Below are 25,308 nucleotides of genomic sequence, written 5' to 3'. Positions count from 1 at the left end.
AACAAAAAAAGAACTACAGAACCTAGTTCGATTTTTGATGCTGGTTGATGCTCTTGTAAATTTCTACTGTTTTCATCACCGTATACGCTTGCATTTTATGCTGTAAATAAAGAGCATGACTAGACGAATTATCCCCTATTTGTAATTTTCTCTTTTCTTGGTTTGCCCAAGTATAATAATAGGGCTGATTATTTTCAATGGCAATAGCTCCTTTATCATCTGCAATAAAGTTATAATCATTCAATGCAAAGCGATGCTCTACCGCTGGATCAAAAAGATCATCACCCGTATAAAAATAAGAGGCATCAGACAGCGCTAAATTGAAAATAGTAGGAAAAATATCTTTGTGTGAAGCCAATACATTGGCATCAAAAAAGGCCGGTTTATACTTTTCAGGAATATACATCAAGATCGGTACACTTCTTTTCAAAAACCCTTCCTCTGGGGTATACTCAAAAACTTGACGGATATTATGATCTCCAGAAGCTACAATAATTGTATTTTCTCCTAAAGGAGAATTGCGAATTTCTTTAATGAAACGAGCCAATTCTGAAGCTGCATATTGGTGCGAATAAAAATTAGCATAGGCTGTTTGTTCGTCTACTCTAATTTTTTTCTTCATCTCTTCACTCATCGTAATCTTTTGCTTTTTATAATAAGCAGGCACTTCAAAAGGTGTGTGATTACTGATTGTCAATCCAAAAATAAATTTAGGCGTTTCGGACTCTTTCAATGTGGCTTGAATATAATCAAACAAATACCCATCGTGAATCCCCCAGGCAAATTCTGCCGCTTCTGGGAATTTCTCTTGAATGAAATTTTTTCCTTGAATCACATCAAACTTTTGCTTCTTAATCATATTATCAATATTTCTCCACGAAATACTGGCACCTGTTAAAAAGTACGTTTCATATCCACTTTGTTTAAAAGGCAAAGCAATTGAACTAGCAAAAGGGGTATCAAAATAAACCGATTGAGAGATAATCGTTTTTGGGGTACCCAAGATAAAATCCTCTAAGGTTTGAATCGTTCCGTTATAAGCAGATAAACTATTTTTAAAGTAGTAGAGATTCGGCAATTCTTTGCTTAAATCTCCAAGTAAATTTAAAGTCTCATTATTCAAATCAAAGTAATGATTACTCATACTTTCCATTTGTAAAAACACAACATTTGGTGGATTTTGAGCTAAGAATTCCTTGTGTTTTGTTTGAGTAAACAACGCTTGATTGAACAATTCGCGTTCACTCTCTGCTTTATAACTCAACTGTGCTTCTTCCGCACTAGCAAAGCCACTGGCTTGTAATTCACGCTCAATATCAGGATTAATTGCATTTTCTTTTCGTTCTGAATTAGCAAACTTCAAGGAATATAAAGCATTATAGCACAACGAATTGACAAATTCATTTTTTGAGATATTGGTATGTTCTCTTCTCAGTGTAAATACACCTACACTTCCTCTCATTCCAACGAAGAACAAAGGAAAAATCAACAATCCGATTAAACCATAGATTTTTGCACGAGATTGAGCGGGTTGAACTACACTTCGCTTGATACGCTTACTCCAATACAACCAAGCTATAAGTACAACGAGGTAAACCAAAGCAATAGATAACAAAGGATAATCTGTCCAAACGGAAGTTAATACAGCCGTTGTATCATCAGCAAAGATTCCAAAGAACAGCAAGTTGATGTGCGACTGAAAAAACTGATAAAAAAAGTAATCGACAATAATCAGTGTTAAGAAAACCACGGCAACAAACAACAAATAATAGCGAGCAAAACCAGCATAAACTTTACTGAAGCCCAACTCGTATTTTTTGGGTACAAATAACGAACTCAACCAAAAAAGCACAAGTGGCAAAAAACCATAACAGATAGCAGATACATCAAAACGCGCACCTACAATAAATGCTTCTACAATCTTTCCTTTTTCATTTTCAAAAACTTCAGATGCTCCATAACTCAAGAGAAACACGAAGCGACCCAGTGCAAATAAAACAACAAAAAACAAAAAATAACGCAGTCCATTCCAGACTGTTTTTCGGAAAAGATTAAGATTCATATACCTTTTTTTCAAATATTCTGTTCGCAAAAGTAAGGATTTAATAACAGTTCGTTCATCTATTTACAAAGAAATAGACACATATTGTCACAATCGTCTATTACTTTTTCTGCTCACTTCTCCATCTATCACAAAAAAGGATTCCTTTTTTAATTGTGCGGTTTAAATTATTTACCTTTTAAAGGTTCGTGCGAAAAATAACTATAATTAGGGATTTCGCAATTAGCGAAAATATGTGAATTTTGACTTAAGTAAGATGAAGTAAAAATTGCGCTGAAAAAAACTATATTATTACTTACAATTTTGTTCTGAATCGCTCGTAGTTTACTAGGAGCGATTTTTTTGTGCTATCTTAGAAGAATGGAATTGCTCCTCTTTTCACTAACCTTGTGAAAACAAACCGCGTCATATTCCCCTATAATTAGGGATAAACGCACCCAACAATTTAAAGTAATTTTATACTCATCAAAAAATAGAATGATGACAATAGAAGAATATAAACAAACATACAACGAAGAAGATGCTGTGGGATGGGATTGCATTACAGCCACATTGGATCAACTATACGGAAATCAAAAACCGCAACATTTTGGCAATCGATTACCTTTCTCCTTAGGAGGAGAAAATCCTTTAGATGGATTAAGCGTTTACCAAAGTGCACAACAAGAAGATCACTTTCACTTAGTGAGCTATGGTTTTTCTAATTTGTACTACGATGAAGAAAAATTAGGTGCGGAATACAGTGGCTTTGGTTTTGAATTGACATTTCGCTTCAAACAGCAGGGCGATGACAATATCCATTGGGCGATGAACTTGATGCAAAATCTCGCTAAATACGTTTTTGATTCGGGTAAATGGTTTGAAGAATTTCACTTCATCCCTACCAATAGCCCTATCCGATTAGAATACAATACCGATTTAGTTGGTATCGCATTTGTTCAAGATCCGGAATTAGGTTTCATTGACACCCCACACGGACGGGTAGATTTTTTGCAAATGGTAGGTATCACACAAAAAGAACTGGATCAATTATGGGGAAATCCCAAGCTATCAGAAACAGAAAAATTAATTATAAACTTACGTCAAAACAATCCGCTACTACTTACGGATTTAGATCGAAAATAAAGAATAACAGCATGAAATTGTTTTGTATGTCTTTCTTTTTCTTGGCACTTATAGGATGTAGCTCTTCTCCTTTGATGCTCACTCCTACGCAATATACGTACAGTGGAAAAGAACAGACGAAACAGCTCGACAAGGAGAACCCTCAGTTAGAGCCTACGATTAAACTTCTCGAAATAAGAAACTCATTTTGGGGACGTCAGGCTATTGTAGCAATACAAGGTTGGTATAGTTCTTCTGGACTAAGGGCAAGAAAATTAAACCGCATTCAAATGATTGAAGAAATTGAGGGAAATCAACTAATACTAACTTGTTATGTTGAGCCAAAAAGTGGTTTTGGAAAAGAAGGTAATTTAATCTATGGATACAATTACCGACAAACAATAAAACTAAAGATTCCTGCTGAAGTTGATCAATTGCATTTTAAATTAATTGAACAAACCTTAACACAAGAAACCACTTTAAGTTTTAAAGCAACTGTACCTTTGATGAATAAAGAAGAATAAAAATGAGTTGAAGCAAACGACACAGGAGGAATGAATACGAAATAAAATGATAGATAAGGAGTCATCCCTCTGGAGGATAGTTGCTTTTGTCAACTCTTTTTTATTGTGTGGCAACTCCAACTTCTGTTACAGAAAAAAGAAAAGTAATCGGGTAAAACACGCGAAAATACTTTGTTTTTTTTCTTTTTTCATTATCTTCACGAATCATAACTCAATCAATATGAAGCCTTACACATTTAGATTAAATTATTCCTTATTGACATACTGTCTTGCTGCAATAATAGGAACCTTGCTCTTTTTTTTTAATAATGCCGATCCCCGGTACATGTATATTTTACTATCATTGGCCTTTATATTCATTTTAACAGCTAGTTGTTTCAATGCTTTAACATTTAAAAGATATCACACGGTACTATGGCCTTTCTTCCTCAATGTACTGCTATTATTTACTTTTCTCGTTCTCAATGGTGGAATAGGTGATGTTCCTTTTTTCGGATCAGATTATACCGCTTTAACCGTGTTTTTTCTGCTTACGGGTTTTAATTCTCATTGGTATACGTTAGTCGAATCAGCAGCCCTTTCTGACTTTAGTTTTTTATTGATCAATAGCCTCCTTTCTTTTATTATTCCAAGTTTAGGCTATGGAATGGGGTATTTATATGCGTCTAAAATCAAACAAAACAAAACAGCTTCTTGTTCTAATTAACAATAGAATATGTTGTTTGGTTCCATATTTTTCAACCACAGAAATTGATGTACCTAGTTAACTATCGCGCTAAACTTTGTGTTAATCGCGAACAAACAATAGTTTGTTGATTTTCAGCATAAGTTGGATTGTGCTTCTTGTTGGGATGAAGCCAAAAAAATAAAAGCGCGATTCAGAGTTGAATAGCGCTTTTTGTCTTATCCTTTATAATGTTCAAAAGATTGCCAATATTTATCTTTGTAAATAACATAATCCATTTGAAATGCGTCACTATACTTGTCTTTCAGTTGATCTAAGGTACGGGCTGGACCCCTAAAATCTTTACACGCAAAGAAAACATCTCGATTTCCATCCACTGTTTCCCTACCAATATTTAAATAGCCTTGTGCATCTGGTAACATTTTAATCAACTCATCTTCCACTTGATTTAGTAATTGATAAGTTTTTTCATCCGGAAAACCACTTTCATTGGCTGGATAGGTAATTTCTACACGTACAATCCAAGGGTGTGATGCTTTAGCATCCCAATCTAAAAGTGTTCTATTAATCATAGCAATTAAAGGCATTCCATTTTCTATAGTCGTCTCAAGCCCTATATACGAATCATTTGCTGTATTGTAACGTGTTCCTTCGTATTTTTCAACAAACTCTTTCTCTCTCCAAACTAGGTAATCTTTTAGCTTATCAATGGGAATCAATGTTCCTTCGGCAGTATCAGGTCCGATTACTTTTAACGTATCAATCGAAGTAATGGCATGTAGTTCTCCAAGATAATTATCTAAAAAAATCCATATACCATCTCCAATTGATGCCTCGTCTTGTTGTACAAAATCGTCATAAACAAGCATCAAATCGACTTCATCTGGGTATGTCGGATTTTCAATTGCATAAAAATTAATTTTCTCTTTAGAGAATCCATAATTATTCATCTCAATATTAAACGATTCAATATCTACTGCTGGTTTTAACGCTGTGAACTTCCAATTAGACAAATCTGGAGCTGCCGCCACTAGATCCTCAACAAAAGCAACATTTTTAACACTGCCATCTGGCGTAAAGATTAATTCAGCAACTTGATCATTCATCATTCCGCATAAAAAGTAAATTTCTTCTTTCACTTCTTTTAGCTTAGGACCTAAACGACTAAAAAAATCGGATTCAATTCTCTTGTGTTCTTTCACCACCTTGTAAAAAGCCTGTTCATTTTCTAGAAACCAATTCCAGAATTCTTCAGGCGTGTTAATGTGTGTTTCTTTTTTAGCAAAAAATTTTTTTAATATACTCATGTAACTAATATTATAATACCTCGCTTATACTAACACAAGCAAGGAGTTGTTATGATTCAATTTTAGCTTGTATAGCCTCAAGCCATAGTTGCGGTTGATTGACTATCAATTTATGCCTCATTTTCCCTTGAGTTTGAATCAAAATGCCATGATTAAACAAACCTAAGAATTTGTAGATTTCGACATCTTCAATGTTTTTCCAATCGAGTGTCCAATTACTCGATATAAATTCTTTGGTATTGGGTTCAAAAATCAATTGCTTTTCTGTGCCATACAGCATTCCCACAACTGCTGATGTTTTAATCATTTGATGTGCTGCTCCGTAGAAGGAAAGGGATGATTCATCTACTGAATCAGCAGCAATCTCTTGTTTCTTTCGTATTAATCGAAAGAAAATAAAATACCAAAAACCAGTAAAAAAAACCACTTGAAAAATCACTTGAAAAAAGTGAATTGGTTCTCCACTCGCTATTCGAAAAAAACAATGAACAAGTCCATAAATCAATCCAGACAACAAACTGAAATACACTTGATATTTCAATTCTAATTCTACCGTATTTCCTCCTATTTTCATCCTATTAGTGTCAATTCGTTTAAAGATACCTAAAAATAAAATAACTGTAACCGTCTCTTATTTCTGTTTCTTCATTTTAGCTTTGATAAATTCGAAAATAATAGGTAAAATGGAAATAAAGATGATTAATAAAGCTACTTTAGAGAAATTATCTTTAATAATCGGCAAGTTACCTAAAAAATAGCCGGCTAAAGTCAATCCTACGACCCAAACAATTCCACCAATAACATTATACGTCATAAAAACGCGGTAACGCATACTTCCGACACCTGCAACAAAAGGTGCTAAGGTGCGAACGATAGGAATAAATCGCGCAATAACAATGGTGCGTTCTCCGTATTTTTCATAAAACGCATGTGTTTTATCTAAGTGTTCTTGCTTAATTACTTGTTTGCCAAATAAGCGAATATTTGTCATGCGCATTCCGACTTTTCTTCCGATGTAGTAATTGAGTGAATCTCCCAAAATAGCGGCAATTAACAGCAGTACAATAGCTACAATAATATCTAGTTCGGACGATTGAGCTACAAGCATTCCTGTTGCAAAGAGCAAAGAATCACCCGGTAAAAAAGGCATAATAACCAAGCCTGTTTCTACGAAAATAATTAAAAATAAAATAGCGTAAATCCAAGCTCCATAGTCTGCAATAAGCATATGTAAGTATTGGTCAATGTGAAAGATAAAATCTAATAACTCCATGTTTTCTTTAAAGTGAGTATAAAATTGAACGATTTAGTTTGTCTCACAAAGATGTAAAGATTATTCTAATTAGAAAGAAAAAAATCAACCTTTCTACCTTCTATTTTTTTACAATCAAATCCCTTCATTTTAACCTAGAATAGGCTATTTTTACATTGATTCCATTAAATTAAAATCCTATTTACCCCTACTAAAGATGAGTATAGTATTCTGGCAATTATTTCTAATCAGCCTTCTTCTCTTTACGATATACAGCTTATACAAAGTGAGTCAATCAAAAGCAAGCTCCAGTCAAAAGCTTTTGTATGCCTTTCTAATTTTGTTTTTTCCCCTTTTGGGAAGTCTCTTTTATTTTTTTATAAGTCGAAGTCAATCAAGAAACAAATAACACCTAATTGCCTTCTTTTTTTCTGTTTCCGTGATTGATTGGGAAAAATTAAATATTTTTATATATTCAATAGTAGATTAAAATCGGAATCATGATGTTGTTATCCCTTCTTACACACACAATCCTAGGAACAAATCTCGCTTCGCTAGAGGCGATTACGGCTATGTTACACCTTTGTTTTTTGATTGCTTTTTTAGTTATATTTTTGCGCTTTTGTCGGGATTATTTCCTGTATAAACACCGTTTTTCACAAGCTATCCAAAGGAGAACCGCCCCTTTCATTGTGTTGGCCATCGTTTATGCCGTGACGATGTTCGCGATTTATTTTTTATGGTAAGGGAGATGGAGAGAAGAGAGAAGAGAGAAGAGAGAAGTGAAAAAATAAAACTCATCATCTCATCGCCTTACAACCAACAACCAACAAAAAAAGGAAGACCTATCAGCCTTCCTTTATATTTTTTTTGCATTATTTACTCTCTAGTATTACGTGACGTTCACGTGGTTTAGACCTTGTAAAATAATTGATAAAGTTTTAATTAAAGCACTTATTTCTTACAAGAAAACCATTAACTGTAAACCAACTAATCTTCGTCTTCTTCGTAAAAATCGAGCCATTCTACATCTTCACTCATTGTTTTATCAACGAACATATCCAGTTGTTCAATGTAATCAGTTCCAAGATAAACGCGTTGTGTTTTACCGATACTCTCTGACAAGCGATATAAGCGTGGTTCATGTCTATTTCTCAATTGTTGATCTACATCGTCAATGACATACATTTTCAATTGATTCACATCAAATCCTGCCCCACTAAACATTAGATTTAGTCGTTCTGCAGTTCCAATCAAAATATCATTACCTAAAGACATTTGATTTTTATCGTCATCGAGATCCGTAAAATCGTGAACACCAAATACGCGGATATCCATTTTATCGCCAATGCGATCAAATTCTTCTACTAAGCGTTCTACTTCAAATTTGTCTTTTACAACAATTAAAACACGAGTTGAAATCATATCGTCAACAGGAGCTTCCACACGCTGTAAAGCGGCTATAATGAGTGCTGTAGTTTTCCCTTCTTCTTTGGGTGCAATCAAAACGAAATCTTGTCCACTTTTTATACGTCCAAAAGTTGATTTTTGTAAGGTAGTAGGTTCTTCAAATCCAAGTTGACTCAAGTTGTTTTGTAGAACTGGGTGTATTTTTTTTAATTTCATATTATTTTGTAGCAAATAGCTTTACGTCTTCTAATGTTACTTCGTTTCCTCCTAAGATAATCAATCGTTCAATGACGTTGCGCAACTCACGTATATTTCCGCTCCAATCATATTGTTGCAACAAAGCTACAGCCTCTGCCGTAAATTTCTTAGGTGCAGTTCCTTGTTCTGTGGCAATTTGTTTGACAAAATGCTCCAACAGCAAAGGTATGTCATCTCGGCGTTCATTCAAAGCGGGTACGTTGATTAAAATGACAGCTAATCGATGATATAAATCCTCTCGAAAACGTCCTTCTTCAATTTCTTTGCGCAAATCTTTGTTGGTAGCTGCCAATACGCGAACGTCAATCTTTTGATCTTTTTCTGCCCCAACACGGGTAATTACATTTTCTTGTAATGCGCGTAAAACTTTAGCTTGAGCGGGCAAACTCATATCGCCAATTTCGTCTAAGAAAATTGTTCCCTTATCTGCTAATTCAAACTTTCCTGGACGATCTTTAACCGCTGAAGTGAAGGCTCCTTTTACATGGCCAAATAATTCACTTTCTATTAATTCTGCAGGAATAGCTGCACAGTTTACCTCAATCAACGGTTTTACTGATCGTGGACTTTGTGCGTGAATTTGATGAGCCACCAATTCTTTTCCAGTTCCATTAGGTCCTGTAATTAACACACGAGCTTCTGTCGGTGCTACTTTTTCTATCATGGCTGTAATCTGCTCAATCCCCTCGCTTTTTCCTATTATTTCGTATTTCTTAGAGACCTTCTTCTTTAAAATTGTATTTTCAACAACCAATTGACTTTTGTCTAAGGCATTGCGAACCGTAGTGAGAAGGCGATTTAAATCGGGTGGTTTAGAGATATAATCAAAGGCCCCTAATTTCATGGTATTAATGGCTGTTTCCAAATCCCCATGCCCTGAAATCATCACGAAAACAGTTTCTGGTTTGATTTTCTTTGCCTCCACTAATAATTCATCTCCACTCATTTTGGGCATTTTAATATCGGAAATAACCAAGTCGTAATCTTCTTGGCTAATCTTCTTTAATCCCTCCGCTCCATCTTCTGCGGTATCTACTTTATACGATGGAGACTCATCTTCTAAGATACGAGTCAAAACGCGTCGAATCGCCGCCTCATCCTCTACAATTAAGATTTTAGATTCTTTACTCATCAGCTTTTATTTTAGCGTGGGAATTTAATATTTTAACCACTTATACAACTCTTTCCACGACGGGCGTTTTCCGTACATCAAAATACCGATTCGATAAATTTTTGCAGCTAACCACACCGTTAAGATAAAGGTAGCAAATAACAACACAATAGACAGAATTATTTGCCAAATCGGAACACCAAAAGGAATGCGCATTAACATCACAATCGGAGATGTAAATGGAATCATAGAGAATACGGTTGCAACCGTACCATGCGGATCTTTAATTACGGTGAAGAAACCGATGTATACACCTAACATCAATGGCAACATTACTGGAAACAAGAATTGTTGTGTATCGGTTTCATTGTCTACTGCGGCACCAATTGCGGCATATAATGAGCTATATAAAAAATAACCTCCAATAAAGAAAATGATAAAATATACAAACCACGTCAACAAAGGTAGGCTCATAATTTCAGTTATGTAATTCTGTATATTACTCATTACACTTGTATCTAGGGTCGTTGCCATTTGAGCGGCTTCTAAATTCGGCGCCCCCGCATTTAATCCAAAAACGGAAGTTGCCACCAACATCAAAATTCCACCTACAACACCCCAAATTAAGAACTGTAACAACCCCGCCATTGAAGTACCAATAATCTTCCCCATCATCAGCTGAAATGGTTTTACCGATGAAATAATTACTTCGATAATGCGATTGGTTTTCTCTTCAATTACCGAACGCATCACCATATTTCCATAAATAATAATAAACATCATAATGCAATAACCGAATAAAGATCCGATGAAGATTTTAATTTCATTCAATCCCTTTACCGTTTGTTCACCGGAAGCTTTCTCTAAATGTAGATTTACCTCTGCTTGATTTTCTTTGATAATTTCTGGATCGATTCCCTTAGCGATTAAATTCAAACTAGAAACTTTATTTTCGATGGTTGATTCAATCTTACTGATAAAAGCAATGCCTGGACTTTCGTTCGAAATATAGTAAATCGAATTTTCATAGGCAGTTATTTGATCTTGTTTGGGAATATACAACAAGCCATCGTACTTTTCTGCCAACACGCTATCCTTTATGATTGCAATAGGCACAGCAGATAAATTCTGATATTCATATTCTTCTGAACTTTCGAAATCCCCACTAAAAATTCCACTTTCATCGTGAATAGCGATTACCTTAGTAGCAGACTTCATGGTGCTTAAATAACCGATAAGTACAGCAATTGCTACGAAAAAAAGAGGCGCTAAAAAAGTCATGACAATAAAAGCTTTATTACGAGCTTTTGCGATAAATTCTCTTTTTATAATTAGTTTTAAAACACTCATAATTATTTACTTACAGTTTGAATAAAAATATCATTTGCCGTTGGCAATTTTTCGATAAAATGGGTTACTTGTCCATTGTTGGCTAAAATATGCAACAACTCATTTGGCAAGGCTTGTCCAAGATCAATTTCCAATTGTAATTCGTCATTTAAAGATTTAAAAGACGTCGGTTGCACGGTAAATTTTTGAGATAATTCAAACATCAATCGGTGTACATCGCTAGAAAGGATTCCCACTTGATATAAATTCGTGCGAAAATCTCTTTTCACATCTACTAGCCGTCCTTCGATTAGTTTATTTGATTTGTGAATCAAAGCAATATAATCACACATTTCTTCTACGCTTTCCATACGGTGAGTAGAAAAGATAATTGTCGCTCCTTTTTCTTTGAGTTCTAGTATTTCATCCTTAATGATATTGGCATTTACAGGATCAAAACCAGAAAACGGCTCATCAAAAATCAGCAATTTAGGTTTGTGTAAAACGGTGACCACAAATTGGATTTTCTGTGCCATTCCCTTCGATAGCTCTTGGATTTTTTTATCCCACCATCCTTTGATATCTAACTTATCAAACCAATAGTCCAATTGTTCTTTAGCTTCGGCTTTACTCAATCCTTTTAATTGAGCCAAGTAAAGCGCTTGTTCTCCCACTTTCATGGTTTTGTACAGCCCTCTTTCTTCCGGCATATAACCGATGTCTTTAATATGATGAAGACTCAAAGGCTGACCATCTAAAATGATTTGTCCTTGATCGGGATAAGTGATTTGATTTATGATTCGGATTAGGGATGTTTTTCCTGCCCCATTAGGGCCCAATAAACCGTAAATGGATCCTTTCGGCACGGTTAGAGAAACATTATTTAAAGCTATTTTGTCAGAATATCTTTTTTCTACATTCTTAACTTCTAAGATAGGTTGCATCAATGGATCTTTTATATTTCTTGTAAAAATATATCTTTTATTTCAACTTGCGAAGAACAAGGGATATTTTGATTGGAATAGGCATAAAAAAACCCAACCTTATATTGCTATAAGGTTGGGAAAAATTGCTATGAAAAAGAAAATCCACTGTTTAATAAGTGTGCGTCAAATGTATGACTTCTTTTCTAATTATGAAAACATTTCTTTGACTTTTTCGAAAAAAGATTTATCCCCTTTTCCAGGAGTTGGTTTGAAGTTAGAATCTTCTTCCATTTTTTCGAAAAACTCTTTTTGTTCTTTTGTCAATTTCTTCGGTGTCCAAACATTGATATGAACCAATAAGTCACCACTGCCGTAACTATTTAAATGCGGCAATCCTTTTCCTCTTAGGCGAAGAATTTTACCCGATTGGATTCCTTCCTCTAATTTGATTCGCACATTACCTGTTACGGTATAGATTTCTTTATTTCCTCCTAAAGCTGCTTCAGAGAAGTTAATGTAAAGGTCATAATGTAGGTTGTCTCCCTCTCTTTTTAACGTATCGTGTTCCAATTCTTCTACCACAACCAATAAATCACCTGGTACACTGTTGTTTCCTGGTGCTTCATTTCCTTTACCTGCCACTTTTAGTTGCATGCCTTCTGCTACACCTGCAGGAATTTTGATTGATACCGTTTCTTCCTGCAAAATCATTCCTTCTGCATCGGATCCCGTTGGTTTTTGGTCGATCATTTGACCCGTTCCCTGACAAGTATGACAAGGGGATGCAGTTTGCATACGTCCAAATACGGTATTAGCAATCTTGGTTACTTGTCCGGTACCGTTACAAGTGGCACAGGTTTTATAAGTAACGCCAACTGCTTTTATTTTTCGTTTTACTTTTACTTTCTTTTCAACACCATTGGCGATGTCTTCTAACGTTAATTTTACTTTTATACGCAAGCTCGTTCCTTTGGCTCTGCGTTGACCGCCACCACCGAATCCGCCAAAGCCACCAAAACCGCCGCCGCCGAAAGCACTGCCAAAAATATCTCCAAACTGACTGAAGATATCATCCATATTCATGTGACCGCCACCAAATCCGCCACCGCCTTCAAATGCAGCATGACCATACTGATCGTAACGCGCTTTTTTATCTGCATCACTTAACACTTCGTATGCCTCTGCCGCTTCTTTGAATTTTTCTTCCGCTTCTTTATCCCCTGGATTTTTATCTGGGTGAAATTCAATCGCTTTTTTGCGGTATGCCTTTTTAATAGCAGCAGCATCTGCTCCTTTGTCAATACCTAATATCTCGTAATAATCTTTCTTCATTTGGATTCTGAGTTTCTATTAATAAATGGGCACAACAAGTTGTCTTATTGTCCAATAACAACTTTTGGAAAACGAATAATCTTCTCTCCCAATTTATACCCTTTTTCTACTACATCAACTACTTTTCCTTTTAGCTCGTCACCGGCTGGAATTTGTGTAATCGCTTCTGACACATCCGCATTGAAAACATCTCCATTTTGAATAACGACTTCTTCTAGGCCTTTAGCCGCCAAAGTGTCAATTAACTTAGTAGAAATTAAACGCACTCCCGTTAGATGATCACTTTCTCCTTGTTTTTCTAACTCAGATAAGGCACGACTGAAATCGTCTAAAATAGGAAGCATGGCTGACATCACTTCCTCATTTGCGGTTTTAAACAAGTCTAAACGCTCTTTTGAAGTTCTGCGCTTGTAGTTCTCAAACTCAGCGAATAAACGCAAATACTTGTCTTTTTCTTCTTCAATTTTTGCATTCAACGTCTCTTCAACTGACTCTACATCTACTGTTGCTGTTTCAGTTTCTTGCGTATTCTCTGTGTTTACATCCACTTCTTCCTTGTTTATATCTTTATTTTCCATACTGATCGCATACTTTTTATATGCTATCGTTTAATCAAATCCTTTGCCAACTGTGTATTTATGTCATAATGACAGTTTTTTTGTTTTTTGTGAGGTTTGTGCTTTGTGAGGTTTGTGCTTTCTTCGCTTCGATTTCTTCTTACACATAAAGATTTTCAAGTGCTTGAGGTAAAGTTGAAAAATGAAAAGTAAAATTTAATTTCAATAATTTACTACAGCTAATGCGTTGTCCTGTTGTAACAAGCATGGCTTTTTCTCCCAAAACGAGACGCAAAACAAAGGAAGGAACAGCAGGTAAAATCATTTTTTTTCCTACTGCCTGGCATAAGGATTTTGTAAACTGCTTATTGGTTTCTGGATTGGGGGCAACTGCATTAAACACACCTTGTAAGTGGTGATCCTTAACAAAAAGGAAGATTCTTGCCAAATCTTGTAAGTGAATCCAAGAATAATACTGCGTACCTCTACCTAAGGGGGAAGCTAGATAATAGTTTGCCATCTGTTCGATATGAGGTAAAGCTCCTCCTTCGCGAGATAACACTAGACCAATGCGCAAAAGAGCAACGGAGATTCCCAGTTGTTCAAAACGCCTATTTTCTCCTTCCCATTGTTGAACAACTTGTCCTAAAAAATTGGTTGCAGGCGTATAATCTTCTTCTGTTTGTATATCGTCTAGGGTATCATAAATACCCACTGCCGAAGCACAAATGATTTGCTTTACTTTGTGCTTTTGTTCACTGAGGAGTTGGTACAGGGTTTGAGAAGCCTCTACCCTGCTATGAATAATCATCTGCTTCCCTTGTTTGGACCAAGATCCGTCAATAGAACTACCTGCTAAGTGAATGATAACCTCTACATCAACGAGACAATTGGAATCAATCTCCCCTGTTTTAGGGTTCCAGTAATAGCCTTGGCAATCTTTTAAAACATTCCGTTTATCTTTGTCTGTAGTCAAGAATACAACTTCATCTCCTTTTGCTTGCAATTGCCTTAGCAACTCCCGTCCTACCAATCCTGTTGCTCCTGTAACTAAAACTCTCATATCTTGTTTTTTACTTTTATTTTTTTACGCGCACCTTTAGTGTCCATTCAAAATTAAATACAGATACCTCATCACCTTTTTCATCTATTCCTGTTGATTTCATCCAAATTGTAACCCCTTCATTTGTGTCGATCGCCTTTTGAATAGCTTCATCCAATAGCTGGCCATCCACACAAGTAAACGAGATTTTTCCCGTAGCTTTTTTGACAAAAACTGAATTATTCTGAGCAACTAACATCGAAATACGAGCACCACGCTCCTGAATCTTTTTCATGACCAAAGCACCTGTAGATAATTCTGCAGCCATCGCTTGTACTGCAAAATACATCGAGCGAAACGGATTTTGATTCACCCATTTGTGTCGAACCGTTGTAGTAGCCGTTGTAGCTGAAATACTGCTTAAACGCACCCCCGTCCAATAGGCTGAAGGCAACTTAAAGAATAAAAACTTATTGATGGATGAAACTGAAAATTCCATAGTATGTCTATTTTAATTCCCCTAAATATACAAAATTATACCGTTGTATGCCGCCTTAATTAAAATATCCGCGCCATTTCTCCCCCTTCTACTTCCTTACTTACATGACAAACACCTTTAACAAACCCATGCGAGATTCATTCAAAAATAAACACAAACCACTACAAAACAATAAATTACAATAAATATTCATTTTTTAAATTGTTTTATACTTGTTAAAATAAAGTTAATAATTAGTACTTTGCAATACATAGTACATGCTTTTAGCCATATCTTTGCATAAGATAAATCATTGAACCTATGAATAGTGAAAATACAAAAGCTCAAATGCGCAAGGGTATCTTGGAGTTCTGTATTCTATCCATTCTAAAAGAACGCGATTATTATACCTCTGAAATATTAGAGGAGCTTAAAAAAGTAAAGCTTTTAGTGGTAGAAGGAACGGTTTACCCTTTACTAACAAGACTCAAAAATGGAGATTTGTTAACCTATAGATGGGAAGAGTCCAACGCAGGACCACCGAGAAAATATTACAAATTGACCGAAAAAGGCGAATTGTTTTTAGAAGAACTAACAGAGACATGGCAAGAACTAGCAAATGCTGTTCAAGAGATAACCACAAAAAATCAAGACAATGAATAAGACATTAACAATAAATATCGGTGGTTTAGTTTTTCACATAGAAGAGCAGGCTTACCAACGCTTGGATCAATACATCAAAGCGATCCGCAGATCGATTGCTATTGAAGAACAAGATGAAGTTGTTCAGGATATTGAATTGCGCATTGCAGAAATATTCAACTCAAAAATAACAACCAGTAAACAAGTAATCACTTCAGAGGACGTAGATGAAGTAATTCAGATCATGGGTCGCCCAGAGGATTATTCGATAGATGATGAGGCTACTTATCAGCACACAGAACAAACGTACTATAGAGAGAAAAAGTTATTTCGAGATACGGATAATCGCATTTTAGGGGGTGTTTTGGCAGGTTTAGCTCATTACTTTAAAATTGATACGATTTGGGTTCGCTTACTTTTTATCTTTTTAATTTTCTTTTATGGAACGGGTATTCTATTGTATTTTGTCCTATGGATCATCATTCCCAGTGCTAAAACAACCAGTGAAAAACTGGATATGATGGGAGAACCGGTCAACATAGACACCATTGAGCGCAAGATACGAGAAGGGGTGGATTATACGACTAGTAAAATTAATTCCATTGACTATGATAAGTTCAAAACCCAAACGCAAAGAGCCACCAATCAAGGGACGAAAGTCATTCGCTATATTTTGGGTATTGGTTTCATTATTGTGTCTGTCATAGGGATGTTGGTCAGCTTTTTTGTCAACTTGATGATTATTGTCAACACCAACTTCATGATCAATGAATTGGACATTCCTACTGAATTACTTGACCCCAACATTCCGAAATGGATCTTCCATACGTTTATAAGCCTCATTACGTTTTTACCCTTTATCATTATGTTGTTGTTGGGGTTAAAATTGCTATACACCAATATGAAGTACATTTGGATTACCGCCATTACTATATTCATTTTGTGGATTGGAAGTTTAATTGGATTATCCGTAATTATTATCAATGGAGATGCGAGTAATTTCATCAAAACCGAAAAGGAATACAGATACAGTGTTACCTATTCTTCTGATGATAAAGACCGTAGACTTGAAGAGGCCTTTTTGTTTACGACGAGCAAGGACATTGTTTTAGAATTAAGTGATTCTATCACCACGGAAGAGGGGCTTACTAATAAGATAGAAATTGTTCCTTCTTATCAAGAGGAGATTTACGGAAAATTAGGTAATACAGGACATCAATATAAAGATGTACTACAAACCAAAGAAGGAGAAAACTTTACTCTTGTTGTGACAGAAGAGCAACTGAATCTTGATCCGACCTTTACGTTATACTTGCCTATGGGGAAAAAAGTTAGGATGGATGACAAGGTAAAACCTTATTTATTTTATGGACTTCAATCCAGCATCAAACCAGGTACACACTGGTATGAAATGCGAGATGATTTTAATTTACACTGCGTGGATTGCAACTAAAAAGAGGGAGCCAAATGGCTCCCTCTTCTATTTTTAGTGATGATTACATTGTTGCAGCTTCGTTTTGCGCATCGATAATCATTTGTTCGTTTGCTTTAATTGCAAATTCTACGCGACGGTTTTTTGCTCTTCCTGCATCTGTATCATTACTTGCAATTGGATCTGCAATTCCCATTCCTTCTGTAGCTAAACGTTTATTAGACACACCATTTTGCATTAAATACGTTTTCACAGCATTGGCGCGTTGTCTTGATAATTTCAAGTTGTATTCTTCTCTTCCTGTATTATCAGTATAACCAAAAATACTAATATTAGTATTTGGATTTTCTTTGAATACAACGATTAACTTATCTAAGTTTTGTTTTGCTTTATCTGTTAAAGTTGCTTGATTCAAGTTAAAGTTAACTGAACTTTCTCCCAGTGTCAATTTGATTCCCTCTCCTACGCGCTCTACTTGTGCACCTGGAACGGTTTGTTCAATTTGGCGGGCTTGTTTGTCCATATTGTTTCCAATAACACCTCCAGCAGCACCTCCGATAACACCTCCTAATACAGCTCCTAAAGCACTGTTGCCTCCTTTTCCGATATTATTTCCTAATATTCCTCCAATGATAGCTCCTCCAGCAGCTCCAATTGTAGCTCCTTTTTGTGTATTATTCGCATTTTTTACAGCATCACAGCTAGTCAGCGATAAAGATCCTGCTAGCAAAGCTCCTGCTAATAGGGTTGTAGTTGTTTTTTTCATAATATTATACCTTCTTGTTGTTCCTTAATTCTTTACAAAGTGATACGTTACATCATACCCTTGTCCATCTACATAAAAGTTATCAATCAAATCAAAACTAGTAGCCGTTTGATTTTTAACTTTCATCTTATAACCTGTAGACACATTTTTTGCTTTTAAGCCAGCATCTACAAATTTAAATTCAAATTCACCATTGGGATTAACAAACCACTTGAAGTTACTTTCAAACATTGGACATGAACTTCCCCCCATTAAACTCACTACACCTGTGTTGTTGTTTGAAACAAATTTCCATTGGCTTCCATTAAAACAATGGGCATCAGCAATATTAAAGGAAGTTACCTTTACAAACTCTCCTCCAATATGAGAAACAGAAGTCAACGTCCAATCTCCTTTAATTCCGTATTGGGACTGTTTATCCATCGTCGGTTTACACGAGGCTAATGCTAAGCCTATAAAACTTAATAAAACTAACTTTTTCATAATAATTCTTCTATTTTTTACAATAATACAAACTTTCTAGTTATTATAAGATTTTACTGCCCAAAAAGAATCAAATGACAAATTGACATCTATCTTCAGCTTGGTATCTTTTTTGTCTAGTATCTTGTACATAAATTTATTAAAAATAATAATACCAAAATAAATATGACATCTGGAAAAATTAATGTTACTGTAGAGAATATCTTTCCTCTGATTAAAAAGTTTTTATATAGTGATCACGAGATATTTTTAAGAGAATTAGTTTCAAATGCAACTGATGCTACATTGAAGTTAAAACACCTAACTAGTATTGGTGAGGCGAACGTAGCATATGGCCATCCGATTATTGAGGTTAAAATCGACAAAGACAATAAAAAACTTCACATCATTGACCAAGGATTGGGAATGACCAAAGAAGAAGTTGAGAAATACATCAATCAGGTTGCCTTCTCTGGTGCAGAAGAATTCTTAGAAAAATATAAAGATAGCGCCAAAGACACGGGAATCATCGGACATTTTGGATTGGGATTCTACTCTGCTTTTATGGTAGCAGACAAAGTGGAAATCATCACCAAATCATTCAAGGATGCACCTGCTGCACACTGGACGTGTGACGGTAGTCCAGAATACACCTTAGAAGAAGCGGACAAACAAGAAAGAGGAACAGAAATCATTTTGCACATTGCAGAAGATTCACTTGACTTCCTAGAAGACTATAAAATCCGTGAGCTTTTAACGAAATACAATAAATTCATGCCGGTGCCAATTAAGTTTGGAACACATGAAGAAGGTGAAGGCGAGGACAAAGTAGAGGTTGATACCATCATCAACAACCCTACTCCTGCTTGGACCAAACAACCAGCAGACTTAACGGATGAAGACTACAAAAACTTCTACCGCGAGTTATATCCGATGCAGTTTGAAGAGCCTTTGTTTCACATTCACTTGAATGTAGACTATCCATTTAACTTGACAGGAATCTTATATTTTCCTAAGTTGAGTGCAGATATGCAAATGCAAAAGGACAAAATTCAATTGTACCAAAATCAAGTTTTCGTAACGGATAACGTAGAAGGAATTGTGCCTGATTTCTTAACGATGTTGAAAGGGGTAATTGATTCGCCAGATATTCCGTTAAACGTATCTCGTTCTTACTTACAAGCGGATGGTAACGTAAAGAAAATCTCCAACTACATCACGCGTAAAGTTGCCGATAAATTAAAATCGTTATTCAACGAGAATCGCGCTGATTTTGAAAGCAAGTGGAACGACATTAAAGTGGTGTTGGAATACGGTATGTTGTCTGAAGAAAAATTTGCTGAAAAAGCAGGTGCTTTTATGCTATACCCAACAACAGACAATACTTATTATACAATAGAGGAATTACAAGAAGCAACAAAGGATCTACAAACCGACAAAGACGGAAACCTGGTTGTTTTATATACGTCGAATAAAGATGCGCAACACAGCTATATCAGTGCGGCAAAAGAAAAAGGATACCAAGTAATTGTTCTTGATTCTCCAATTGTTTCTCACTTGATTCAGAAATTAGAGAGCGAGAATGAGAAAATGACCTTTGCACGTGTGGATTCAGATCACATCAACAACTTGATTAAGCAAGAGGAAAACGCAATTTCTAAGTTATCCGAAGAAGAGCAAACGACATTGCAATCGTTCATTGAACAAGTGGTACCAAAAGAAAAATACACGGTAAAATTAGAATCCATGGACAGCCAAGATGCTCCATTAATCTTGACTCAACCGGAATTCATGCGTCGTATGAAAGAGATGAGTCAATCAGGTGGTGGTGGAATGTTCGGTATGGGTAATTTCCCAGAGATGTACAATTTAGTAGTAAACACCAACTCGGAATTTGCTTCTAAAATCTTAAACAATACCAATGAAGCAGAACGTACAACGGCTTTCAGTCAAGCCTTAGATTTAGCGAAATTATCGCAAGGTTTACTAAAAGGAGAAGAGCTTACAGCTTTCGTGAAAAGAAATTTTGAAAAACTGTAAGTAGTTGAAAAACTATTTTTAAGTATACTTCATTAAAAACCCCGTCCAAAATTGGACGGGGTTTTAGTTTTCTAGGCTTTTTAAACAACCTTATTTATTTTATGAATCTTTTAAAGCTTTACACTCACTTTTGATAGAACTTCGATTGCTTCGCAGTAAAAACCAATGCAGTCATTTTCATTCTCTTCAATTTGAAAATGGATATTCTCCCAACCATTAGCTGAAACAGCTAGGATATCGAACCCAAAAGCAGGTTGCAAGGTATCACCTTCGAAATTCAATTTGAACTGTGTACAATTTTTAAATTGTACTTCAACGGCAACAAATACCTCTTGTCGATTGGGCCATCCCTTTTCTTCTTCCTTTTCTTGACAAAAAAATGTAATGGTTACGTCTTTTTTGGACCAGACAAGAGATTGAATAAAAGCTACGGTTGTTGGTTGCCAATTGTTATTTTTAAATGTTATCATTTTAAATGAACTTAAATCTATCTTTATTCTCGATTCACTGTACTTATATAACTCAAAGCTTGATACAAGCCTTGAAACGGTTTTCTTTTTTCTACTTGTATGATATAGTCAACGCCTAATCTAACTTTGACTAACATAAATCAACACCGATTAAACCACCTAAATTAACTATTATAAACTAAAATTTAATAAAAGCAGAAGAACAAAAACTACATTTACGCTGTTTTTATCTTTAACCACCCCTAGACATTTGTCCTAGACCTCCCCAAAAATAATACCTACCTTTGCCCCGTTAAAATTTGAGCAATGAAAGAACAAAATTTGATAAAAGGCGTCTTTTTAGTAGCCATTGGAGCTTCTAGCTTTGGGATGTTGGCTTCCTTTGTAAAATTGGCCTATTCTTACGGTTATACGACAGCCGAGGTTACCTTATCTCAAGTGCTATTGGGGTTAATTGGCATGTTTATTATTAACCTAATTCGCAAGAAACAACCCCATGAAGTAACGGCAACAAAGAAAGACATCCGCAACCTAGTTCTAGCGGGTACATCCATGGGATTTACTTCTGTATTATACTATATGGCAGTTAGTTATATTGATGCCTCTATCGCGGTTGTGTTGTTGATGCAGTCGGTATGGATTGGCGTAGTCATTGAAAGTGTGGTAACCAAACAATTTCCGAGCTTGCTTAAAATTACCGCAGTTGCCCTTATTTTATTCGGAACAGTCTTAGCAACCAATGTATTAGCCAATGAAATTGAGTTGGATTACAGAGGGGTGATTTTCGGATTCCTCGCATCTTGTTCTTTTGCAATGACTATGTTTGCCTCAAATGTCGTAGCGAATCATTTAGCTGCACCTAAACGAAGCTTATTCATGTTATGCGGTGCCACAGCCATCGTTCTACTTTTTTGCTTTATTACGCAAATAGGTCCCAACAATTCAGATGCCATGCTGTCTTTTTATCAGCTATTTACAGATAATACGAGCGGTATTCGCGCTTTCGATTGGAGTATTTTTTACTCTTGGGGGTTATTATTAGCCCTTTTTGGTACCATCCTCCCTCCTATTTTCTTAAATATGGGATTTCCCCATACGGGAGTTGGATTGGGAAGTATTGTTGCCTCCATTGAATTACCTGTTTCCGTTACCGTTGCCTTTATGGTGCTACAAGAACAAGTAGTCTTGGTCCAATGGTTGGGTATTCTACTGATTCTAAGCGCTATTTTCTTAATGAATAGTCGATTAATCTTCAAGAAAAAAAACACAATTGCCTAGTTGTCCTACAACTGAAAAAATAACCTAAAAGTCTTTGTATCAAACACAAAGACTTTTTTTATACGCAATGCTGAAATATTTTACATTCACTAAAAGTAGTGATATTGTTTTTCTGTGGTTTTATCTACATTTGTTGTACAATAAAAACAAACAGGAAGATGTATAAAAAATTATTACCTATTGCCTTGTTATTCTCTTCTGCTATCTACAGTCAGACAGCAAAAGATACGTTATGGGTCAATGCTTATGATGAAGTAACCACCAAAGCGTTAGCTTCTTCTTTTAGGCTTTCAAAACCAACAAAGAAGAATGGTTTGGAAGAAATCACAACCTATAACAAAGACACAAAAGCCATTGAAATTAAAGGTTTAGGAAGTTTTGATAGTCAAAAAACAATTACCTACGACGGTAAAGTAACCTACTACAATGCAGATGGATCGATTAATTTCGATATGTTTTTTGAGCAAGGTAACGCAATAAAAATTACGTCTACTGACCCTTTTACGCAAGAGGAATACATCTTAACGTATGAAAATGGTTATCCTTATGACGGAACCATGGTTCAGTTGTATAAAAACGCCTATTTCTACTATGCGATTAGTGAAGGTGTTTATTTATCTTATATCTATGTCAACAAAGACAATGCAAATGAAAAATATATCTTTGCGTTTAATGAGGACAACAATATCATAGAAGAACAGTTTATCAATGCCAAAGGAGAAGTTGTTTATACGGCTACTTATGACGATGGTATCGTTCAAAATGGAACTGCGATTATTCTCGATTACGATACTTTCCGTCCAAGTACAACAAGCACTTATGTTGATGGAGTCAACACTGAAACCATTTCTTACTTTAAATCGGGACAACTAAAACTTAAAACAACAGCTACTGCAACCAAAACAACCACTGTTTTCTACGATGACAAAGGAAAAGTATTGGGTACATACAAAGCAGATTTAGATGATTATGGTACAGAATCCAATCAAGAGGGAACCTATCTATTCTACAATGAATATGCAGATACTCCAGACGTACCAACGAGTCAATCAGAATACAAAAAAGGTAGCTTAGTTAAGGAAACTATTTTCTATGAACAACCTACAGCTTTCGTTCCTAAATCAACAAAATTCTACAAAGGAGATTATTACCTAGAGAAAATTGAATACTTCAACGAAAATGGAAGTAAAAAAGGAGAGTTAATCTACGACGAAGATGGATATACCCCTCAAAATGGAGTTTTATATGACGATGACTCTGTTACTACCTATAAAAATGGAGTTCTAGTAGAGAAAAAAACATTTTATTCTACAGGAGAAATTTTTGAAGATGCGACTGAATTCACTTCTACTTACTACAACAAAAAAGGAGTTGTAATTGGTAAATTACAGTCTAAAAAAGGGACTTACGGCTATACAGAACCTTTCAATGGGGATTTTATTACCTTGACTAATGATGAAATTGGAACAAAGGTAAAATATGAAGCTGGTCAAAGTGTTTATTCAGCAACTTATGAAGCTTATCCTTCGTATGACAGTAAACCTATTTTAAGAGACGAAATTTTTACACCGACGACTGGAACAGCGAAACGCGTACACTATACCAGACAAGGAAAAAAAAGCAGTGAGGAGTTATTCAATAAGAACGACTATGACCAAAACATCTTAAAAGTAACCTACTTTGATACTAAAGGTAAAGTAACAGGAGTTTTTGACAACATTGAAAAAGAGGGAACACATTATACGTTCTTTGACAATGATGCCATTGAATCAACAAGCACCTACAGCAAAGGAGAATTGATTTACAAAAAAGAGTATGTAAATAAAAATGGAATGTACAGTACCGAAGTTGATCCCTATTTAGCTTCTGAGATCAATTACAACAAAGAGGGGGTTTTCTACGATATGGAGGGCAATCAAATTGCAAAAGCTTCGTATAAAGCAGGAAAACCATACACCGGAACGGTTAGTGTGTACGATGGTTATGCTACAACGGTTACCACCTATGAAAAAGGATTAAAAGAGGGAATCGAAACCTTCAAAAGTGATTATGCAGATTATATAGCAACGAAAACCTACTATAAAGCAGATGAACTTGTAAAGGAAGAAAACTATATAGATAATTATTTACAATCGTCTAAACTGTATGAAAATGATGAATTGCACGGCCCTACAACATTTTACGATGAAGAAGGAGAAGTAATTGCCACGTTAGAATATAAAAATGGGAATGCACTTAATGGTACAACCATCTCCTATGGGTATGACAGCAATGCGTACACAACCTATAAAGATGGGGTAATTACCTATGAAAAAACGGTAAGTACATATACTGGATTATTGCTTTCTGAAGAAAGTATACTAACAGATGGTTCGATGCAAAAAAACATTTACGATGAGAATGAAGCTTTAGTTTACCAATATGGCATGAAAGATTACGTTTTGCACGGTACCTATACCTATTATGAAAACGGCAAAGTAAAATACAAAAGTACCTTTAATGAAGGTCGCCTTGTGGAGGGAGCGGTAGCTCTAAGAGCATGGGGAGATCCTTATAGCTATTACGACCAAGATGACAGCTCTTACTTTGTGTGTACGATTCAAAAGAACAGTATGACTATCCAACGCTTAGCGACGGATACCAATAAAGTTATTTTTGAATTAACCAGTAAGCTTAAAAAGGGCAAGATGGAAGACAATCCAATTTTCCAAAATAAGATTGACAGCAGCAATCTTTACCCCTATAACGAAAATAATTCATCCTATTAAAAAGAAAGAGGCTGTCAAGTTTGACAGCCTCTTTCTTTTTGCTTTTTTGTTGTTTGTTTTTTTGGTTCAATAC

The 25,308-nt window shown here is 35.5% G+C and carries 24 protein-coding genes; 9 read left to right on the top strand and 15 right to left on the bottom strand.

The features are described from left to right. Positions 1 to 22: 22 nt before the first annotated feature. On the bottom strand, positions 23 to 2,062 hold the full coding sequence (locus FBR08_RS11365; protein WP_158962818.1) for an LTA synthase family protein: 2,040 nt from the start codon (positions 2,060 to 2,062) through the stop codon (positions 23 to 25). 480 nt (positions 2,063 to 2,542) lie between these two features. Here FBR08_RS11365 and FBR08_RS11360 point away from each other — a divergent pair, with 480 nt between their 5' ends. The 3 genes from FBR08_RS11360 (at position 2,543) to FBR08_RS11350 (ending at position 4,396) form a co-directional block, all read left to right on the top strand. Beyond that, a complete protein-coding gene (locus FBR08_RS11360) occupies positions 2,543 to 3,187 on the top strand; it encodes a suppressor of fused domain protein (RefSeq protein ID WP_158964266.1) in 645 nt (214 codons plus the stop codon). Positions 3,188 to 3,198: 11 nt separating this feature from the next. Continuing rightward, positions 3,199 to 3,690: a hypothetical protein gene (locus FBR08_RS11355; protein WP_158962817.1), complete on the top strand. Its 492-nt coding sequence runs from the start codon at positions 3,199 to 3,201 to the stop codon at positions 3,688 to 3,690. A gap of 325 nt (positions 3,691 to 4,015) precedes the next feature. Beyond that, positions 4,016 to 4,396 (top strand): hypothetical protein, encoded by a 381-nt coding sequence (locus tag FBR08_RS11350; RefSeq protein ID WP_158962816.1) that lies wholly within the window; start codon positions 4,016 to 4,018, stop codon positions 4,394 to 4,396. 197 nt (positions 4,397 to 4,593) lie between these two features. Here FBR08_RS11350 and FBR08_RS11345 read toward each other — a convergent pair whose 3' ends face one another. From FBR08_RS11345 to FBR08_RS11335, 3 genes are read right to left on the bottom strand one after another with little or no spacing between them, the layout of a single operon-like run. Continuing rightward, a complete protein-coding gene (locus FBR08_RS11345; RefSeq protein WP_158962815.1) occupies positions 4,594 to 5,682 on the bottom strand; it encodes a DUF695 domain-containing protein in 1,089 nt (362 codons plus the stop codon). Positions 5,683 to 5,731: 49 nt separating this feature from the next. Then, on the bottom strand, positions 5,732 to 6,256 hold the full coding sequence (locus tag FBR08_RS11340) for a hypothetical protein (protein ID WP_158962814.1): 525 nt from the start codon (positions 6,254 to 6,256) through the stop codon (positions 5,732 to 5,734). Positions 6,257 to 6,313: 57 nt separating this feature from the next. Then, the gene (locus FBR08_RS11335; RefSeq protein ID WP_158962813.1) at positions 6,314 to 6,955 is read right to left on the bottom strand and encodes a DedA family protein; all 642 of its coding nucleotides are present in this window, start codon (positions 6,953 to 6,955) and stop codon (positions 6,314 to 6,316) included. Positions 6,956 to 7,151: 196 nt separating this feature from the next. Here FBR08_RS11335 and FBR08_RS11330 point away from each other — a divergent pair, with 196 nt between their 5' ends. Then, positions 7,152 to 7,343, top strand: a complete 192-nt coding sequence (locus tag FBR08_RS11330; protein WP_158962812.1) for a PLDc N-terminal domain-containing protein — start codon at positions 7,152 to 7,154, stop codon at positions 7,341 to 7,343. 581 nt (positions 7,344 to 7,924) lie between these two features. Here FBR08_RS11330 and FBR08_RS11320 read toward each other — a convergent pair. From FBR08_RS11320 to FBR08_RS11285, 8 genes are all read right to left on the bottom strand, one after another. After that, positions 7,925 to 8,560: a DEAD/DEAH box helicase gene (locus FBR08_RS11320; protein WP_158962811.1), complete on the bottom strand. Its 636-nt coding sequence runs from the start codon at positions 8,558 to 8,560 to the stop codon at positions 7,925 to 7,927. Position 8,561: 1 nt separating this feature from the next. Then, positions 8,562 to 9,734, bottom strand: a complete 1,173-nt coding sequence (locus FBR08_RS11315) for a sigma-54-dependent transcriptional regulator (protein ID WP_158962810.1) — start codon at positions 9,732 to 9,734, stop codon at positions 8,562 to 8,564. 24 nt (positions 9,735 to 9,758) lie between these two features. Further along, complete coding sequence (locus FBR08_RS11310) at positions 9,759 to 11,063, bottom strand: ABC transporter permease (RefSeq protein ID WP_158962809.1); 1,305 nt, start codon at positions 11,061 to 11,063, stop codon at positions 9,759 to 9,761. Between the two features lie 2 nt (positions 11,064 to 11,065). Further along, positions 11,066 to 11,986, bottom strand: a complete 921-nt coding sequence (locus tag FBR08_RS11305; RefSeq protein ID WP_158962808.1) for an ABC transporter ATP-binding protein — start codon at positions 11,984 to 11,986, stop codon at positions 11,066 to 11,068. Positions 11,987 to 12,175: 189 nt separating this feature from the next. Next, positions 12,176 to 13,300 (bottom strand): molecular chaperone DnaJ, encoded by a 1,125-nt coding sequence (gene dnaJ / locus FBR08_RS11300; RefSeq protein WP_158962807.1) that lies wholly within the window; start codon positions 13,298 to 13,300, stop codon positions 12,176 to 12,178. Between the two features lie 44 nt (positions 13,301 to 13,344). Further along, a complete protein-coding gene (locus FBR08_RS11295; protein ID WP_158962806.1) occupies positions 13,345 to 13,878 on the bottom strand; it encodes a nucleotide exchange factor GrpE in 534 nt (177 codons plus the stop codon). 139 nt (positions 13,879 to 14,017) lie between these two features. Then, positions 14,018 to 14,920, bottom strand: a complete 903-nt coding sequence (locus tag FBR08_RS11290) for a TIGR01777 family oxidoreductase (protein ID WP_158962805.1) — start codon at positions 14,918 to 14,920, stop codon at positions 14,018 to 14,020. A gap of 16 nt (positions 14,921 to 14,936) precedes the next feature. Then, the gene (locus FBR08_RS11285) at positions 14,937 to 15,398 is read right to left on the bottom strand and encodes a DUF4442 domain-containing protein (protein WP_158962804.1); all 462 of its coding nucleotides are present in this window, start codon (positions 15,396 to 15,398) and stop codon (positions 14,937 to 14,939) included. Between the two features lie 300 nt (positions 15,399 to 15,698). Here FBR08_RS11285 and FBR08_RS11280 point away from each other — a divergent pair, with 300 nt between their 5' ends. Beyond that, a complete protein-coding gene (locus FBR08_RS11280) occupies positions 15,699 to 16,040 on the top strand; it encodes a PadR family transcriptional regulator (protein ID WP_158962803.1) in 342 nt (113 codons plus the stop codon). Then, the gene (locus tag FBR08_RS11275) at positions 16,033 to 17,472 is read left to right on the top strand and encodes a PspC domain-containing protein (RefSeq protein WP_158962802.1); all 1,440 of its coding nucleotides are present in this window, start codon (positions 16,033 to 16,035) and stop codon (positions 17,470 to 17,472) included. The genes FBR08_RS11280 and FBR08_RS11275 overlap by 8 nt, the downstream gene beginning before the upstream one ends. Before the next feature lie 43 nt (positions 17,473 to 17,515). On the opposite strand, the gene FBR08_RS11270 is transcribed toward FBR08_RS11275, so the two are convergent. Continuing rightward, positions 17,516 to 18,217 (bottom strand): OmpA family protein, encoded by a 702-nt coding sequence (locus FBR08_RS11270; protein ID WP_158962801.1) that lies wholly within the window; start codon positions 18,215 to 18,217, stop codon positions 17,516 to 17,518. A 24-nt stretch (positions 18,218 to 18,241) separates the two neighbouring features. Further along, positions 18,242 to 18,700 (bottom strand): lipocalin family protein, encoded by a 459-nt coding sequence (locus FBR08_RS11265; RefSeq protein ID WP_158962800.1) that lies wholly within the window; start codon positions 18,698 to 18,700, stop codon positions 18,242 to 18,244. Positions 18,701 to 18,865: 165 nt separating this feature from the next. Here FBR08_RS11265 and htpG point away from each other — a divergent pair, with 165 nt between their 5' ends. Beyond that, positions 18,866 to 20,719 carry a molecular chaperone HtpG gene (htpG, locus tag FBR08_RS11260; protein WP_158962799.1) on the top strand — a complete coding sequence of 618 codons (1,854 nt, stop codon included), beginning with the start codon at positions 18,866 to 18,868 and terminating at the stop codon, positions 20,717 to 20,719. 110 nt (positions 20,720 to 20,829) lie between these two features. Here the strand turns inward: htpG and FBR08_RS11255 are convergent, their stop codons facing one another. After that, positions 20,830 to 21,189 carry a hypothetical protein gene (locus FBR08_RS11255; RefSeq protein WP_158962798.1) on the bottom strand — a complete coding sequence of 120 codons (360 nt, stop codon included), beginning with the start codon at positions 21,187 to 21,189 and terminating at the stop codon, positions 20,830 to 20,832. A 306-nt stretch (positions 21,190 to 21,495) separates the two neighbouring features. Between FBR08_RS11255 and FBR08_RS11250 the strand changes: the two genes are divergently transcribed. Then, entirely contained in the window at positions 21,496 to 22,467 is a 972-nt protein-coding gene (locus tag FBR08_RS11250; protein ID WP_158962797.1) for an EamA family transporter, read from the top strand. A gap of 158 nt (positions 22,468 to 22,625) precedes the next feature. Next, on the top strand, positions 22,626 to 25,235 hold the full coding sequence (locus FBR08_RS11245) for a toxin-antitoxin system YwqK family antitoxin (RefSeq protein ID WP_158962796.1): 2,610 nt from the start codon (positions 22,626 to 22,628) through the stop codon (positions 25,233 to 25,235). The last annotated feature ends 73 nt before the right edge of the window (positions 25,236 to 25,308 follow it).

Origin of the sequence: Myroides fluvii (assembly GCF_009792295.1) — a bacterium.
GTDB lineage: Bacteria > Bacteroidota > Bacteroidia > Flavobacteriales > Flavobacteriaceae > Flavobacterium > Flavobacterium fluvii_A.
The sequence above is the reverse complement of the archived record's forward strand: the minus strand, read 5'-3'. Positions and strand labels throughout refer to the sequence as shown.